Source organism: Synechococcus sp. A15-127 (genome assembly GCF_014280215.1).
In the GTDB taxonomy this organism is placed as follows: Bacteria; Cyanobacteriota; Cyanobacteriia; order PCC-6307; family Cyanobiaceae; genus Parasynechococcus.
On record NZ_CP047948.1, the window covers coordinates 1,931,779 to 1,945,806 of the forward strand.

General features: G+C 63.0%; 23 protein-coding genes and 1 tRNA gene. 16 read left to right on the forward strand and 8 right to left on the reverse strand.

The window, feature by feature from the left end; all coding sequences use genetic code 11:
• Positions 1 to 381: 381 nt before the first annotated feature.
• The gene (locus SynA15127_RS10215) at positions 382 to 702 is read right to left on the reverse strand and encodes a hypothetical protein (RefSeq protein ID WP_255475474.1); all 321 of its coding nucleotides are present in this window, start codon (positions 700 to 702) and stop codon (positions 382 to 384) included.
• A 27-nt stretch (positions 703 to 729) separates the two neighbouring features.
• Between SynA15127_RS10215 and SynA15127_RS10220 the strand changes: the two genes are divergently transcribed.
• A complete protein-coding gene (locus tag SynA15127_RS10220) occupies positions 730 to 873 on the forward strand; it encodes a hypothetical protein (RefSeq protein ID WP_156957107.1) in 144 nt (47 codons plus the stop codon).
• A 4-nt stretch (positions 874 to 877) separates the two neighbouring features.
• On the opposite strand, the gene SynA15127_RS10225 is transcribed toward SynA15127_RS10220, so the two are convergent.
• The 4 genes from SynA15127_RS10225 to SynA15127_RS10240 form a co-directional block, all read right to left on the reverse strand.
• Positions 878 to 1,147: a hypothetical protein gene (locus tag SynA15127_RS10225; RefSeq protein WP_186484023.1), complete on the reverse strand. Its 270-nt coding sequence runs from the start codon at positions 1,145 to 1,147 to the stop codon at positions 878 to 880.
• Complete coding sequence (gluQRS, locus tag SynA15127_RS10230; protein ID WP_186484024.1) at positions 1,131 to 2,006, reverse strand: tRNA glutamyl-Q(34) synthetase GluQRS; 876 nt, start codon at positions 2,004 to 2,006, stop codon at positions 1,131 to 1,133. The genes SynA15127_RS10225 and gluQRS overlap by 17 nt, the downstream gene beginning before the upstream one ends.
• 68 nt (positions 2,007 to 2,074) lie before the next feature.
• Positions 2,075 to 2,461, reverse strand: coding sequence for an HU family DNA-binding protein (locus tag SynA15127_RS10235; RefSeq protein WP_255475475.1), 387 nt, complete (start codon positions 2,459 to 2,461; stop codon positions 2,075 to 2,077).
• A gap of 18 nt (positions 2,462 to 2,479) precedes the next feature.
• Complete coding sequence (locus SynA15127_RS10240; RefSeq protein WP_186484025.1) at positions 2,480 to 3,136, reverse strand: MBL fold metallo-hydrolase; 657 nt, start codon at positions 3,134 to 3,136, stop codon at positions 2,480 to 2,482.
• Between the two features lie 32 nt (positions 3,137 to 3,168).
• On the opposite strand from SynA15127_RS10240, the gene SynA15127_RS10245 reads away from it, so the two are divergent.
• The 4 genes from SynA15127_RS10245 to SynA15127_RS10260 all read left to right on the forward strand — a co-directional run bounded on the left by SynA15127_RS10245 (position 3,169) and on the right by SynA15127_RS10260 (position 6,548).
• Entirely contained in the window at positions 3,169 to 5,268 is a 2,100-nt protein-coding gene (locus tag SynA15127_RS10245; RefSeq protein ID WP_186484026.1) for a glycogen-debranching protein, read from the forward strand.
• A 42-nt stretch (positions 5,269 to 5,310) separates the two neighbouring features.
• Positions 5,311 to 5,523: a type II toxin-antitoxin system Phd/YefM family antitoxin gene (locus SynA15127_RS10250; protein ID WP_186484027.1), complete on the forward strand. Its 213-nt coding sequence runs from the start codon at positions 5,311 to 5,313 to the stop codon at positions 5,521 to 5,523.
• 197 nt (positions 5,524 to 5,720) lie between these two features.
• On the forward strand, positions 5,721 to 5,930 hold the full coding sequence (locus SynA15127_RS10255; RefSeq protein WP_186484028.1) for a hypothetical protein: 210 nt from the start codon (positions 5,721 to 5,723) through the stop codon (positions 5,928 to 5,930).
• 30 nt (positions 5,931 to 5,960) lie between these two features.
• On the forward strand, positions 5,961 to 6,548 hold the full coding sequence (locus tag SynA15127_RS10260) for a sulfotransferase (RefSeq protein ID WP_255475660.1): 588 nt from the start codon (positions 5,961 to 5,963) through the stop codon (positions 6,546 to 6,548).
• Between the two features lie 36 nt (positions 6,549 to 6,584).
• Here the strand turns inward: SynA15127_RS10260 and SynA15127_RS10265 are convergent.
• Positions 6,585 to 6,655: transfer RNA gene (locus SynA15127_RS10265), tRNA-Gly, on the reverse strand.
• Positions 6,656 to 6,762: 107 nt separating this feature from the next.
• On the opposite strand from SynA15127_RS10265, the gene SynA15127_RS10270 reads away from it, so the two are divergent.
• The 8 genes from SynA15127_RS10270 (at position 6,763) to SynA15127_RS10305 (ending at position 11,844) form a co-directional block, all read left to right on the forward strand.
• Positions 6,763 to 8,115, forward strand: a complete 1,353-nt coding sequence (locus SynA15127_RS10270) for an MFS transporter (RefSeq protein WP_370593983.1) — start codon at positions 6,763 to 6,765, stop codon at positions 8,113 to 8,115.
• Positions 8,112 to 8,861, forward strand: a complete 750-nt coding sequence (locus tag SynA15127_RS10275) for an ABC transporter permease (RefSeq protein WP_043692494.1) — start codon at positions 8,112 to 8,114, stop codon at positions 8,859 to 8,861. The genes SynA15127_RS10270 and SynA15127_RS10275 overlap by 4 nt, the downstream gene beginning before the upstream one ends.
• The gene (locus SynA15127_RS10280) at positions 8,858 to 9,277 is read left to right on the forward strand and encodes a DUF3119 family protein (RefSeq protein ID WP_186484030.1); all 420 of its coding nucleotides are present in this window, start codon (positions 8,858 to 8,860) and stop codon (positions 9,275 to 9,277) included. The genes SynA15127_RS10275 and SynA15127_RS10280 overlap by 4 nt, the downstream gene beginning before the upstream one ends.
• Before the next feature lie 20 nt (positions 9,278 to 9,297).
• A complete protein-coding gene (locus SynA15127_RS10285; protein ID WP_186484031.1) occupies positions 9,298 to 9,552 on the forward strand; it encodes a type II toxin-antitoxin system Phd/YefM family antitoxin in 255 nt (84 codons plus the stop codon).
• Entirely contained in the window at positions 9,549 to 9,941 is a 393-nt protein-coding gene (locus SynA15127_RS10290) for a type II toxin-antitoxin system VapC family toxin (protein WP_186484032.1), read from the forward strand. Before SynA15127_RS10285 ends, SynA15127_RS10290 begins: the two co-directional genes overlap by 4 nt.
• A 47-nt stretch (positions 9,942 to 9,988) precedes the next feature.
• Positions 9,989 to 10,351 (forward strand): nucleotidyltransferase domain-containing protein, encoded by a 363-nt coding sequence (locus SynA15127_RS10295; RefSeq protein WP_186484033.1) that lies wholly within the window; start codon positions 9,989 to 9,991, stop codon positions 10,349 to 10,351.
• On the forward strand, positions 10,348 to 10,740 hold the full coding sequence (locus SynA15127_RS10300) for a HEPN domain-containing protein (protein WP_186484034.1): 393 nt from the start codon (positions 10,348 to 10,350) through the stop codon (positions 10,738 to 10,740). Before SynA15127_RS10295 ends, SynA15127_RS10300 begins: the two co-directional genes overlap by 4 nt.
• Positions 10,741 to 10,848: 108 nt before the next feature.
• Positions 10,849 to 11,844 carry a DUF3086 domain-containing protein gene (locus tag SynA15127_RS10305; protein ID WP_186484035.1) on the forward strand — a complete coding sequence of 332 codons (996 nt, stop codon included), beginning with the start codon at positions 10,849 to 10,851 and terminating at the stop codon, positions 11,842 to 11,844.
• Positions 11,845 to 11,848: 4 nt separating this feature from the next.
• Here SynA15127_RS10305 and SynA15127_RS10310 read toward each other — a convergent pair whose 3' ends face one another.
• On the reverse strand, positions 11,849 to 12,238 hold the full coding sequence (locus tag SynA15127_RS10310) for a type II toxin-antitoxin system VapC family toxin (RefSeq protein WP_186484036.1): 390 nt from the start codon (positions 12,236 to 12,238) through the stop codon (positions 11,849 to 11,851).
• Positions 12,238 to 12,576 (reverse strand): type II toxin-antitoxin system Phd/YefM family antitoxin, encoded by a 339-nt coding sequence (locus SynA15127_RS10315; RefSeq protein ID WP_255475476.1) that lies wholly within the window; start codon positions 12,574 to 12,576, stop codon positions 12,238 to 12,240. The genes SynA15127_RS10310 and SynA15127_RS10315 overlap by 1 nt, the downstream gene beginning before the upstream one ends.
• On the opposite strand from SynA15127_RS10315, the gene plsY reads away from it, so the two are divergent.
• From plsY to SynA15127_RS10330, 3 genes are all read left to right on the forward strand, one after another.
• Entirely contained in the window at positions 12,567 to 13,205 is a 639-nt protein-coding gene (gene plsY / locus SynA15127_RS10320) for a glycerol-3-phosphate 1-O-acyltransferase PlsY (RefSeq protein ID WP_370593984.1), read from the forward strand. The two genes, SynA15127_RS10315 and plsY, sit on opposite strands and share 10 nt — an antisense overlap.
• A gap of 88 nt (positions 13,206 to 13,293) precedes the next feature.
• Complete coding sequence (locus tag SynA15127_RS10325; protein ID WP_186484037.1) at positions 13,294 to 13,536, forward strand: type II toxin-antitoxin system Phd/YefM family antitoxin; 243 nt, start codon at positions 13,294 to 13,296, stop codon at positions 13,534 to 13,536.
• Positions 13,533 to 13,805 (forward strand): Txe/YoeB family addiction module toxin, encoded by a 273-nt coding sequence (locus SynA15127_RS10330; RefSeq protein ID WP_186484038.1) that lies wholly within the window; start codon positions 13,533 to 13,535, stop codon positions 13,803 to 13,805. The genes SynA15127_RS10325 and SynA15127_RS10330 overlap by 4 nt, the downstream gene beginning before the upstream one ends.
• Positions 13,806 to 14,028 lie beyond the last annotated feature (223 nt).

The following is a 14,028-nucleotide window of genomic DNA, read 5'->3' on the forward strand; positions in this document are numbered from 1 at the left end:
CACACGGGAAGAAGCACAAAAGATTCTGAGGAAGGCTGACGAGTGCCACCGGAAGTTGACCGAAGGCTGAAACCAGCCAGCGGCCGGCTCCTGACTCAGCTCCCAGCGACTCGACCAGTCCGAGCCCTCTCTTCATTGCGGTGTAACGCCGCGGCCATCCGATGTGTCTCTTTAGCCGACATCGGCAGGACCGCAGACATCAGCGCATCGTTTGTCCAGTCGTCAGCTGAATCAAGAAAAACTGGTCGGATTGGGCAAGACGGTCCAGTCCTTATGGCTGCCTCCAAGAATTGGCGAAACCCTGAAACGTGTGACGACCTATTGACCGTCCATGCCAAGCCGCGCAAACCGAACTGACTCAACTTGACCAGAGTTCAGTGATCAGAGCCCGGCGCAACCACGACCGGCAGCACTCACATCGGCGACAGCCTGCTCGCCGCGCCCTTCCCCCAGCTGCTGCATGATCAGATCGGCCTGCAACCCCAGCAGCAGCGTCTGACACGGAAAGGCGTTGCGGGCCGCCGCCCGGCGCTGCAGCGTCTCAGCCAGCAGCAGAGCACTGCGGCAGGCCGCCGGCTGACCAGCCTGCAGGCACTGCAAAGCCTGGGGACGCAAGGCGGCCATGGTGGACGCGGACACCGGAGCGGTCACCAGAGGCCCCAGCAGGAGAGAGACGGCAACTGTGAACCTGGAACCGTTCACGGCATGCAACAGCGGTTTGCTGAGATGATGCCTTGGATTCGCCGCTTCACTGTGTACACCGACTGGACCGCCATCGCCCTGCTGCTGTTCACCGCTGTGCCCCTGGCTGTGGTGGTGGCAACCGCCACCTTCTTCGTGCTGCGCAACAAGCAGAAAGCACCCCTGAGCTGATCAATCAGCCCCGCGCATGCGGCAGACAACCGACGTGATTGGCGTCAACGGTGGCTGTGGCCAGCTGATTGAGGGGAGCGGACTGGACTGCGGCGCTGATCACGCCCGTGCCGAGGCAGGCCAGACAGGTGCGGAAGCGCTGGCTGCTCACACGCTGAATGCCGCTGCCACCGCAAACGGTGCAGATGGTCATGAGGGGTTGAAAACCGTTGGAAATAGTGTGCGTCGTTTTGCTGATCTCGATCCCGAAGCCTTCCTTAAGAAAGCGATGCATGGAAGCCGCGGTGCGTCAAGTCCGCCAGCAGATCCTGAGCGGACAGGCGGCTGCCCGGTGGCACCAGCCCCAATCCGGCCGCCAGCAGACCGACGACGGCCGCTGAATCCAGGCCCGCCTGCTGCAGCGGAGCGAGTCCTGCACTCGCTTCACGTTTTGACAACTTCTCGCCGCGTTCATCGCAGAGCAGCGGCACGTAATGAAACCGGGGCGGCATCCAGCTCAGGGCAGCGAACACACTGCGCTGGGCCGCTTCCGCCACCCGCAGGTCCTCGCCGCGCACCACATCGGTGATTCCGAAGCTGATGTCGTCAATCACCGTGGCCAGCTGATAGGCCACGAAACCATCGGCACGCCGCAGCACCACATCACCGCTGCCGCAGGGATCCTGGGGCGGCACCCGCAGCCGCCAGCTCGGCAGGCGCTGCTGCTGCCAGCCCCAGCCCCGAGTGCCATCGCGACAGGTGCCCGGGTAGATCGGCTGCCCCTCCAGCTGTCGCCGTGAACAACGGCAGGGGAACAGGGCGCCGCTGCGCCGCAACCACGACAGCCACGAGCCGTACTGCCCCCGCCGCCGGCTCTGACGGATCACCGGTCCATCCCAGTGCAGCCCGAGCCATTGCAGATCCGCCTCGATCGCCTCGATTGCCCCGGGGCGATTGCGTGGCGTGTCGAGATCGTCGATGCGCAGCAGCCAGGTGGCGCCATCGCAGCGGGCCTGCAACCAGGAAGCCAGAGCGGTGCGCAGATTTCCCAGATGCAGGCGGCCGGTGGGAGAAGGCGCGAAGCGACCATGACGGCCTTGCCGCAGGCGCTTGCCCTGATCCAGATGCCGCTGCAGATGATCAGGAACAGCCATCAACAAGGAACAGCCATCAAAAAGGCGGTCCGAAGACCGCCCATTCGATCAGATTGCTGCGGAAGCAATCAGCCCTGAACGCGATCCTTGAACATCTTGCCGGCGGTGAAAGCAGGCACGCGCTTGGCGGGAATGGCGATTTTCTCGCCGGTCTTGGGGTTCAGACCCTGACGGGCGGAACGCTCGCGGGGCTCGAAGGAGCCGAACCCGAGGATGGAAACCTTTTTACCTTCAACGACCGAATCGATGATTGTTTCGATGGCGGCGTCAACAACCATGGAGACGTCGGTCTTGGTGAGCTCGGTGCGGGCAGCCACCAGGTTGACCAGATCAGCTTTGTTCATTTGAGGAAGAGACAGGAGGCGGAGATGGCTCTGTGAGGGCGATGGGGAGCGCCGATGCCTTCCCCAGTCCGGCCAATCGTATGGAGGGTGTCCCGGTGCTGCAAGCGACAAGTCCCGTGCCGCAATGCTTTAGCTGGATTCACACCCATCGGACCAGCCCTGGAAGGGCACCAACCGCTCGCCTCGCAGGGCACCAAGAGCGGCCCCAGAAGCCAGTTCAGGACTGGCTTTTGGAGGAAGCCAATCGCGCAGAAGCTCGAGACTGCGCAGCTGACGGGACCAGTGAAAGGTGCGGCCATGGCGCAATGGTCCAAGACAACCGCGCTTCAGCGGCGTCAGCAAACGCCCGCAGAACAGCAGATCCGCAGCAGGGGCGTGGATGACGCAACTGCCCGGAGTCGGCCCAGGAGTCCAGAGCAGCTGCAGGCCTCCCGCGGTGCGGTGCTCCTCAGCGAAGGTGTCGATCGGCTGCACATTCGGCAGCAGGTAGGCCTCCTGCTCCTGCACCAGCACCGGCCAGCCGAAGCGTTCCTGCACACGGCGCAGACGGCCATGGCCCTCACGGCTGGTGAGCAGGATGCGCGGAGTACGGCCAGCAGCCAGCTGCTGCAGTGCATCGAGCGTGGCCTGCGTCAGGGGTGGGCAGTCGATCAGCACTGGCTCCACCTCCGCTTCCAGCCACCAGGAACTGCCGCCCTGACTGTCGCGGTTGGGTGGAAACAGCCACAGATCCGCTCGCAACTGCTGCGGCGGCCGTCCCGCATCCAGTGCGGAGGTCATGGTCATGGCGTTCAGACCCAGGCCAAACCACTAGTTTGATGGCGTCACGACAGGGAGCCTTGAGCGCCATCCATCCAGGCACGCCCTGGCCCCTGGGCAGCAGCGTCACCGGACGCGGGGTGAATTTCTCGGTGGCGGCACCAGCTGCCGATCGGATTGAGCTGCTGTTGTTCGCCCATGGTTCCGCTCAGGCCCCGGAGCGGGTGATCGAACTGGATGGCCGCCGTCACCGCTCCGGTGATTACTGGCATGTGGAAGTCGAGGGCCTCAGCGAGGGCTGCTGCTACGGCTACCGGGTTTTCGGGCCACTGGCTCCGGGCGCGCATGGATTCCGCCCCTCCAAGGTGCTGCTGGATCCGGCAGCACGCGCCATCACCGGCTGGGACGTCTACGACCGGGTGCTGGCCACTGGCCCCACGCCAAATGCCCACGCCTGCCTGAAAGCGGTGGTGTGCGAGCGAGACGGATTCGATTTCGAAGCGCACCCAAGGCCTCGCCACAGCTGGCAGCGCTCGGTGATCTATGAACTGCACGTGGGCGGCTTCACCCGTCGTGGCGATTCCGGGGTCACGGAGGGGCAGCGCGGCACCTACCTGGGGCTGATCGAAAAGCTGCCATACCTCAAGAACCTCGGCATCACGGCGATCGAACTGCTGCCGGTGTTCGCCTTCGATCCGGCCGATGCCCCTCCGGGGCGGGACAATGTGTGGGGATACAGCCCCCTGAACTGGTTCACGCCCCACCACGGCTACGCCAGTGGAGACGATCCGCTGCAGCTGCGCCATCAGGTGCGGCAGCTGGTGGCCGCCTGCCATGACGCCGACATCGAGGTGCTGCTGGATGTCGTTTACAACCACACCAGCGAAGGCAACCGGCAGGGGCCGACCCTCAGCTGGCGCGGTCTGGCAGATCATCACTACTACCACCAGAACGGCAGCGGCGACTATCTGGATGTGAGCGGCTGCGGCAACTCCATCGCCGCCAACGATCCGATCAGCTGCCAGCTGATCCTGGAATCGATGCGCTGCTGGGCGCTGGAACTGGGGGTGGATGGCTTCCGCTTTGATCTCGGCATCGAACTGAGCCGCGGCGCAGCGCTCAAGCCGCTGGATCAGCCACCGCTGTTTGAAGCGATGGAAGCCGATCCGCTGTTGAGCGACCTCAAGCTGGTGAGCGAACCGTGGGATTGCGGCGGGCTGTACCGGCTGGAGGATTTTCCGGCCAAGCGCATCGGCACCTGGAACGGACATTTCCGCGATGGGCTGCGCCGTTTCTGGAAAGGAGACGATCACAGCACCTGGACCCTGGCGCAGCGGTTCAAGGGCAGCCCGGATCTCTACAACGACAAGCCGGTGCAGCTGGGCCGCTCGGTGAACTTCATCACCGCCCACGACGGCTTCACCCTCGCCGATCTGGTGAGTTACAACCGCAAGCACAACCTCGCCAACGGTGAGGACAACCGCGACGGCGATAACCACAACAACAGCTGGAACCACGGCGTCGAAGGGCCGACGACGGATCCCAAGGTGCTGAAGCTGCGACGACGCCAGCAGCGGAACCTGCTGAGCACGCTGCTGCTGGCGCGCGGTGTGCCGATGCTGCTGATGGGCGATGAGGTGGGCCGCAGCCAAGGCGGCAACAACAACACCTGGTGCCAGGACAGCCCCCTGAGCTGGATGGTGTGGAACGACGACCAGTGCGATCTGGAGCTGAAGCAGTTCCTGCAACGGCTGCTGAGCCTGCGCCGTGCCCTGCCGCAACTGATCAATCCCCTGGCCCCACCGCGCGAAAGCGCCAGCCGCAAACCGAACGACCACAGCGATCTGTGGCGCCAGTGGCATGGCGTGGAACTGAGCAAGCCCGACTGGGCGGCCTGGTCATCCACCACCGCCACGAGCCTGCACATGGGCAGCCGCGGTGCACTGCTGTGGATGGGCTTCAACGCCTACGAAGAAGGGCTGAGCTTCGAGCTGCCGGTGCCCGCCTCCCCCTGGATGCGGATGATCGACACCTCGCTGCCGAGCCCGCAGGATCTGCCGGCGGAAGCGGTGCCGTTCAACGGCGTGACCATTCCGCTGGAAAGCCGCAGTTTCGTGCTGCTGCTGGCTCGGGAAGTGGGCTCAGGCCTGAAGCTCTGATGAAGCGGGTGACTGAGCCGCCAACCCGGCAAAGTTGAATCCATGCAAGTGAATCTGCACGACGCCAAGACCCACCTCTCCCGCTATGTGGAACAGGCCCTCGATGGAGATGAGGTGGTGCCGGTGAGCACCACACCGCGACGTCGGCGCCTGGGGCTCATACGCACGAAAGGCATCGCCACCGCTCCCCTGAAAGGCGACTTCGCCGTCGATATCACACCATGTTCGACTGCTGATCAGCCGGGCTCAGCATGAGCAGATCAATCTGCTGAGTTGTGATCAGAACCTTAGCGAATACGCCCCAGCGTGACCCTACTGAGGCGCTGACTCTCACCTGGGCACGCTGCGAGCCAGGCCTTCGCATCACTTCAGTACCAGCCACAGCATTTGGCAACGAACGTCAAAATCAACGCCGCAAAGCTGCTTAGCCTTCCTGCAGCACTCGCCCGTTGATGGCACCCCGCATCGCGTTCCAGTCGTCGTTGCCGCGCTCGGGATCGACGTTGCTCAGCAACATCGTGGGCCAGAACCCTGTCTTTGACGTCACACCCACCTCTGGGTTGCTGGATCTTCTCAAAGGTGCTCGCCACTACTTCAGCCAGGGAATCGAATTTCAAGCCCAGGAACCACAGCTGATGGACAAGGCCTTCGCAGGCTTCTGACGCGGTGGCCTCGAGGGATATGCCGCAGGGCTGACTGACAAGCCATGGCTTCTTGATAAGAGCCGCGGCTGGGGAATTCATTATCCATTTCTGGACGCCTTCTATCCCAACCCAAAAATCATTTGCATGGTTCGTGATCCAGTGGATATTTTCTGCTCCATGGAGCGCAATCTACGCAAAGCGAAACTACGCAATCCCGGGCTAGTCAAACCGGAAAAGATGTTGAACACGAGTCTGGAAAAACGACTGGACTACTGGTCCAATTCAGATCCGGTGGGCCTTGCACTCGAACACCTGCAAGACATTCTGCGCCAGGGGATCGACCAACAAATGCTCTTCATTCGCTACGAAGACCTCTGCCTTCATCCCCAGCAAGCGCTCGACAGGTTTTACGCCTACCTCGGCATTGAGAGCTACCCACATCATGACTTCAACAAAGTTGAGCAAATCACCCAAGAAGATGACCGGGTCTATGGAATCTTTGGCGACCACAAGATCAACAGCAAAGTCTCGCTGGAACCCAGCCAAGCCCTGGACATCCTCGGAAAGTCTCTATGCGACAAGATTCGCAGGCGCTACAGCTGGTTGTACGAACGATTCGGTCGCAGTCACAGCTGAATAGAACAGCGCTTCAGTAACACTGGAGGGTGGAAAAGCGGGTGACGGGAATCGAACCCGTGTCATCAGCTTGGAAGGCTGAGGTCTTACCATTACACAACACCCGCACTGGTACATCTGAACCACCCAGGAAGGAGTGGCCAGTGCTTCAGCACACATTCATTATGACGGTCCGCCGGACCGCTGCCTTCGCTTGACACCGTCTGCTGCACCGATGGAAGGCTCACGCCGCAGGTTGATGGTCGCCTACGGCCTCGGCGATGCCGGCACCGGACTGGCCGCCACCCAACTCGGCTTCTACCTCTTCCCGTTCTTCACCTGCGCCGCCGGCCTGCCCGCCTTCATCGCGGGCTCGCTGCTCACCGTGATCAAGCTGTGGGATGCCCTCAATGATCCGCTGATCGGCTGGTTGAGCGACCACACCAACAGCCGCTGGGGCCCGCGGCTGCCCTGGATGCTGAGCGCAGCACTGCCCCTCGGCATCAGCCTGGCGGCGATGTGGTGGGTCCCCCCCGGGGGCCTCTGGCAGCGCACCGGGTACTACGTGGTGATGGCGATCCTGCTGATGAGCGCCTACACCAGCGTGAACCTGCCCTACTCGGCCCTCTCCACGGAGCTGACGCCGGTCACGTCCCTGCGGACCCGCCTGAACGCCGCCCGCTTCACCGGCTCGATCCTCTCGGGCCTCAGCGGCCTGATCGTCGCCTCAGTGGTGCTCGGGCAGGGATCCGATGGCTATCTGGTGATGGGGCGCATCACCGGCACGATCGCCTCGGTGGCCACCCTCGCCTGCTGCTGGGGTCTGGCGCCCTTCGCCAAGACAGCGCAGCGCCCCGTGCCCGGCAGCGATCCACCGCGCCAGCAACTGAAACGGGTGATGGCCAACCCACGCTTTCTGCGGGTGCTCGGCCTCTACCTGCTGCTCTGGTTCGCCCTGCAGTTGATGCAGGTGGTGGCTCTGATCTGGATGGTGCAGGTGGTGCAGGTGCCGGCCGGTCTGGCCCCCTGGCTGCTGCTGCCCTTCCAGGTGGCGGCCCTGCTGGGGCTGCAGCTCTGGAGCGTGCTGAGCAACCGTCAGGGACGGATTCACACCCTGCGCCTGGGGGCCGGGCTGTGGATCGCCGCCTGCCTGCTCTCGATGCTGATCCCCACGCTGCCCGCCGAACCGGGGCTGCTCGACCTGCTGCCCCTGGTGGCCCTGATCGTGCTGGTGGGCGTCGGTGCCGCCACCGCCTATCTGATTCCCTGGTCGCTGCTGCCGGATGCCATTGATGCCGACCCCGGCAAACCGGCAGGGATGTACACCGCCTGGATGGTGTTCGGCCAGAAGCTGATCATCGGCCTCACCATGTCGGTGTTCGGCAGTCTGTTAACGCTCACCGGCTACATCTCCGGCTCGGCCGGCAGCTGCAACGGCGCGCTGGCCTTCATCCAGCAACCAGCCACAGCGCTGCTGGCCATCCGCTTCAGCATGGGACTGCTTCCCGCTGTGCTCGTGATCTGCGGCCTGCTGGTGATGCGAGGCTGGCCCGACCGTGGCGCCCACCTTCAGAGCACCGCCGGATGACGTCGCCTCGCTGGCTGAAACGACTGGGCACCAGCCTGCTGATCGGCGGACAGGCGATCGCCGCCACCCTGCGCGGCCGCATCAACCGGGTCGAACTGTTTGATCAGCTGATGGAGGCAGGCCCCGGCAGCGTTCTGATCGTGCTGATCATCTCCGTGGCGGCCGGCTCGGTGTTCAACATCCAGGTGGCCGCAGAACTCACTCGCATGGGGGCAGGCTCCACCGTGGGCGGCATCCTGGCGATCGGCCTGGCCCGTGAGATCGCCCCGCTGCTTACCGCCTGCCTGCTGGCGGGCAAGGTGGCCACCGCCTATGCGGCCCAGCTGGGCACGATGAAGGTGACTGAGCAGATCGATGCGATCACGATGCTGCGCACCGATCCGGTGGAGTATCTGGTGGTGCCGCGCATCATCGCCATGGTGGTGATGGCACCGGTGCAGTGCTTCTTCTTCTTCTTCATGGCGGTCTGGAGCGGCCAGATCACCAGCACCCTGCTGTACCGAATCCCGCCTCAGGTGTTCTGGACCTCGGTGCGCACCTGGATGAATCCAGAGGACCTGCCGTTCATGCTGGTGAAAGCGCTGGTCTTCGGATTGATCATCGCCACGGTCGCCTGCGGCTGGGGGCTCACCACCCGCGGCGGCCCCAAGGAGGTGGGCACCAGCACCACCGGAGCCGTGGTGATGATTCTGGTCACCGTGTCGATGATGGATGTAGTTCTCACCCAGGTGCTGTTCGGCGCATGAGCTCAACCCCCGCAAGCGTCACCCTCAAACCGGATGTGCGGCTGCCGCTGCTGGTAGTGGCCCTCGGCGCCGCGCTGTTGCCGCTGCCGCTGCACCCCTGGCCCACGCTGGTGGTAGCCCTGTTCGGACTGTTCCTGCTGCTCCAGACCGCCAGCCTGCGACTGGAGTTCGAGGAGAGGGCCCTGATCGTGTGGCAGAACGGCCGCGAACTGCGTCGCTTCCCTTACGACCAGTGGCTGGCCTGGCGGCTGTTCGCTCCCTGGCTTCCAGGACTGCTGTATTTCCGCGAGACCAAAAGCATCCACTTCCTGCCGATCCTGTTCAGTCCTGGCGAACTGCGGGAACAACTGGAGCAGCGGGTGGGCGAGCTTGAAGTGCCGAAAGCGGAGGACGCCGACTCACCTAGCCAAGCTTGACCAAGGTTCAGCTGGGGACCATGACCACAGTGAATGTGCATGAGGCGAAAACCCAGTTGTCGCGCCTTCTCCTCCAAGCGGAGGCTGGAGAAACCGTTGTGATTGCTCGCGCCGGCAAACCCTCCGCCCAATTGGTGCCGATCGACGCACAGCACGAGGGATTGAAGCCACCGGGGGCCATGCGAGATCAGATCCGCATCGGCGAGGAGTTCGACGCCCCACTGGATCTGTTGTTTGACGCCGCCATTGAGCCAGACAGCAGCCGCGATCGATGAGTCGGGTTCTGCTCGACACCCATCTGCTGTTGTGGTGGCTCAAGGATGATCCGCGCCTGCCGGATGTCCTCGTCTCCGAGCTGCAAACCGATCGCCACACGGTGTGGATCAGTCAGGCCTCGCTCTGGGAACTGGCGATCAACGTGAACCTGGGCCGGCTGCATGTCGACCTGACGGCTCTGGAGCGACTTGTCCCGAAGCAAGGCTTTCATTGGCTCAAGATCAGCAACGACCACCTGCTGGAGCTGGCCCGCCTGGAGCCCATCGACGGCCATCGCGATCCCTTTGACCGGCTGTTGGTCTGTCAAAGCAGGATTGAACCCTTGCTGCTGTTCACCTGCGACCAAGTCTTGGCGGCCTACGGATCCTGTGTGCGGGTGTTTGGCTGATGACCAGCCGGCTTGCAAGGGCTTGAACCAAGCCATAGCGTTTCGCCATGGAAGGTTCGTGCCCGCCAACAACATCCACGGTCGCCGCAATCCGGCGACGCAAGCGTGATCAACGGATCGTCCTGCTGCGGCAGCAGGCCAGCGCGCTGCTGATGGATCACCCCAACGCCGATCTCTGGCTGTTCGGCTCCTGGGCCCGTGGTGACTGGGATGCGTTCTCCGATGTTGACCTGCTGGCCATTGCCCCCAGCCGAGGGGAGGCCAATCGCCTGGCCGAGGCTGTCCTCGAGGCTGGAATGGCCGACGACGCGCTGGCTCTCAGTGATCAGGAATGGCAGGAACGCCGGACGGGGGATGACCCTTACTGGCGAGCCATCTGCCGGGATGCCCTGCGCCTGAGTCAGCCATGACACCGCGCGTTGAAGCCTGGATGCGACAAGCCAACAGCGACTGGGCTGTGGCCGAACTCACCGCCCAGCAAGGCTTTCACAGCCAGGCTTGTTATCACTACGGGCAGTCGGCCGAGAAGGCACTGAAGGCGCTGCTGATTTCTCTGGGCTCCCTGCCGCCCTACAGCCATGCGCTGGAACGACTGGTCGACAGCCTGGAAGCAGGAGGGGTCGACGTGACACCCATCCGCACTGTGCGGCTCAAGGCTTTGAGTCGCATGAACACTGAAACGCGATATCCGAGCGATAGCGAAGCACCTGCCGATCGTTTCGACGCTGAAGACAGCGCGCAGGCCCGAACCGCCGCCGCGCAGGTGATGGCATTCATTCAGACCGCCATCATGCAATAGGCACGATATCGTAAAAATATTTAATAGATATCATCACGAAATCGTTCCATGCTGGTGCATATTCGTTCACCATGTTGCGGCGGTTGCTCTGTCAGCTGGAATGGAGTGATGGAGCGCACGGCCGCTGACGCAATGCCTGACGACACCGATCTGACACCGCAAGAGCCCGAACCGGCAGAAACGACCACCGACACGTCCACTGAGACGTCCACCGACACGACCGCCGAAACAGACGCCAATCCCGTGATGGCACTGGCTCTGAAGGATCTGCAGGAGCGCCGCGACGCCCTCGAGCGCGACATCCAGGAGCTCACCAACCGCAAACAGCAGCTGGAAGCCGACCTGAAGACCTCCTTTGCCGGCCAGTCGGACGCGATCGCGCGCCGCGTCAAAGGCTTTCAGGAGTACCTGGGGGGCGCCCTGCAGGACCTGGTGCAGAGCGTGGAAAGCCTCGAGCTGGTGGTGCAGCCGATGGTGGTGCAACCGTCACCGCTGGATCAGAAGCCGGCTGATCCGAACCAGAGCGCGGAAGCCCCCACAGCCGCTGCCGCGGCCGTGGCCGACACCTTCCGCCCCGACGAGGCCCTGATCCGCGCCGCCCTCGAGCGGTTCCTCAAGCAGCCGGATGTGTATGCCGATCCCTGGAACCTGCGCCGCAGCATCGATGCCAAAGACATCGCCCTGCTGGAGGACTGGTTCTTCAACCAAGGCGGACGCGGCGCTCAGCCCAGCCGCGGCACTAGACCCCGCAACATCCTGGCCAGCGCGGCACTGATCGCCATCATCGGCGAGCTCTACGGCGACCAGTTCCAGTGCCTGGTGCTGGCCGGCGGCCCCGAACGCCTCGGCGAATGGAGGCGGGGGCTGCAGGATGCCCTCGGCCTGGGCCGCGAGGACTTCGGCCCCAGCAGTGGCATCGTGCTGTTCGAGCGCCCGGAAGCCCTGGTGGAGCGGGCCGATCGGCTGGAGGAACGGGGCGAAGTGCCACTGATCCTGATTGATGCGGCCGAACGCAGTGTCGACATCCCCGTGCTGCAGTTCCCCCTCTGGCTGGCCTTTGCGGCCGGACCGGGTGAACGCCTCGACGACGACGATCTGCTGTAGGAGGTCACCCCATCCGGCGCACAGGGCCTGGGTATTGCGCAAGCAGCTGATCCGCGGTGATCAGCAACAGGCCATCGGCTTGTGCCTGTGCCAGCAACAAGCGATCGAAGGGATCACGATGCAGCGCCGGCAACTGCCCCACTGCAAATGCATGGTGTGCCTCCAGAGGCAACTCGCGCCAACCACCCTCCAACAGGGCATGGCGGATCAAAGAGGGCTCCACCCGAAAGTCGGGCCGATCCAGGCCACGTTTGATCACCAGTTCCCAGAGGCTCACCACGCTGAATACCGGAGTATTCAGCGGGTCTTCAAGCATCTGAATCAGCGCTGCACCCAAGCGTTCAGGCTCATCCACGGCCCAGAGAAGAAGGTGGGTGTCCAGCAACAACTGCATCAGCGCTCGCCGATCCCTTCAAACAAATCGGCAATCTCCTCCTGGCCCATGCGATCAAAGTCGTCCGGCACAGACAACTGCCCCCTCAACATTCCCAACCGTGAACGAACAGGGGCCGCTTCGTCGGACTGGTTCAGTGGTGTGACGCGCACCATCGGCTTTCCGGCCTTGCAGATCACAAACGACTGACCGGCTGCCGCTTCATCCACCAAACGCGAAAGATGGGTTTTGGCCTCGTGCATGTTGACCTGCTTCATCACAACCTCATCCACATCAACCAACTTAGTCGACCAAGCCGGACCAGGCTCGATACAAACCACCGCGCGCTGTGCTTCCATTTCTGCGCGATCCCGCAGCCTGCCTCGTTCCTGTGATCCTCACCGCCCTGCTTCTGCTCGCCATCGGCTACCTGCTGGGCTCCACCCCCAGCGGCTATCTCGCCGGCCAGTGGCTGAAGGGCATTGATTTGCGCGACTGCGGCTCCGGCAGCACCGGCGCCACCAACGTGCTGCGCAACGTCGGCAAAGGGCCGGCGCTGGTGGTGTTTCTGGTGGATGTGGGCAAAGGCGCCCTGGCGGTGCTGCTGGCCAAAACCTTCGGGCTGAGCGACTGGCTACAGGTACTGGCGGGCCTGGCGGCCCTGGCCGGTCACATCTGGCCGGTGTGGCTGGGCTGGAAGGGCGGCAAGGCGGTGGCCACGGGCTTCGGGATGTTTCTGGGGCTGGCCTGGCCGGTGGGACTGGCCTGCTTCGGCCTGTTCATGGCCGTGATCTCGATCTTCCGGATCGTGTCGCTCTCCAGCGTGGTGGCAGCCCTTGGGCTGCCACTGCTGATGCTGGCGGCGGGGCAGAGCAGCGCCTACGTGGTGGTGTCGTTGGTGGCCAGCCTGATGGTGCTGTGGCGGCACCGCAGCAACATCCAACGGCTGATCGCCGGCACTGAACCACGCATCGGGCAGAAATCCTGATCGCTGGAGCCGATCACTGGGCACGCCGAACCCACCCTGCGCGATTCAGCGAGGTCACGTACCATTTCCGGTACGTCGAGGGCTTACGATGGCGTCGATATCCGTTACCGAAGCACGCAAACGCTTGTTCGCATTGGTGGATGAAGTGGGCGAATCGCATACACCAATCGAAATTCATGGCAAACGCAGCAATGCCGTGCTGGTGTCGGAAGATGATTGGCGCGCGATTCAAGAAACGCTCTATCTCACGGCAATCCCAGGAATGAGGGAGTCCATTTTGGATGGCATGGCGTCACCGACGTCCGAGCTGAGTGAGGATCCGGGCTGGTGAGTTGGCGTGTGCTGTTCACCCGCCAAGCCCAAAAGGATGCCCGAAAGTTAGCCAGTGCTTCGCCAGCCCTGAAAGCCAAAGCAAAGCAGTTGATCGCGTTACTCAAGGCGGACCCTTACCAACAACCTCCCCCCTATGAAGCACTGGTGGGTGATCTGAAAGGGGCTTGTTCACGCCGAATCAACATCCAGCACCGGCTGGTGTACCAAGTGCTGGATGAAGAGAGGCTTGTGAAGGTCTTACGGCTCTGGAGTCATTACGACGAATGAACATGCAGAACAAAGGATTGAAGCCTTCTGGAGCCATGCATGATCAGATCCGCCTCGGGTTGGGTGATGGCCATCAAGGTGAATCTTGGGTAACCGTTGAAAGTCATCATCAAGGCTGACCAATCGCCATTGTTTTGTGATCGCGAGTGCCACCAGGTGGGCATCCGTGCACAGCCGTAACGGCAGATCCCCTTGGCGCAACACATCCCAGCCACAACTTGAG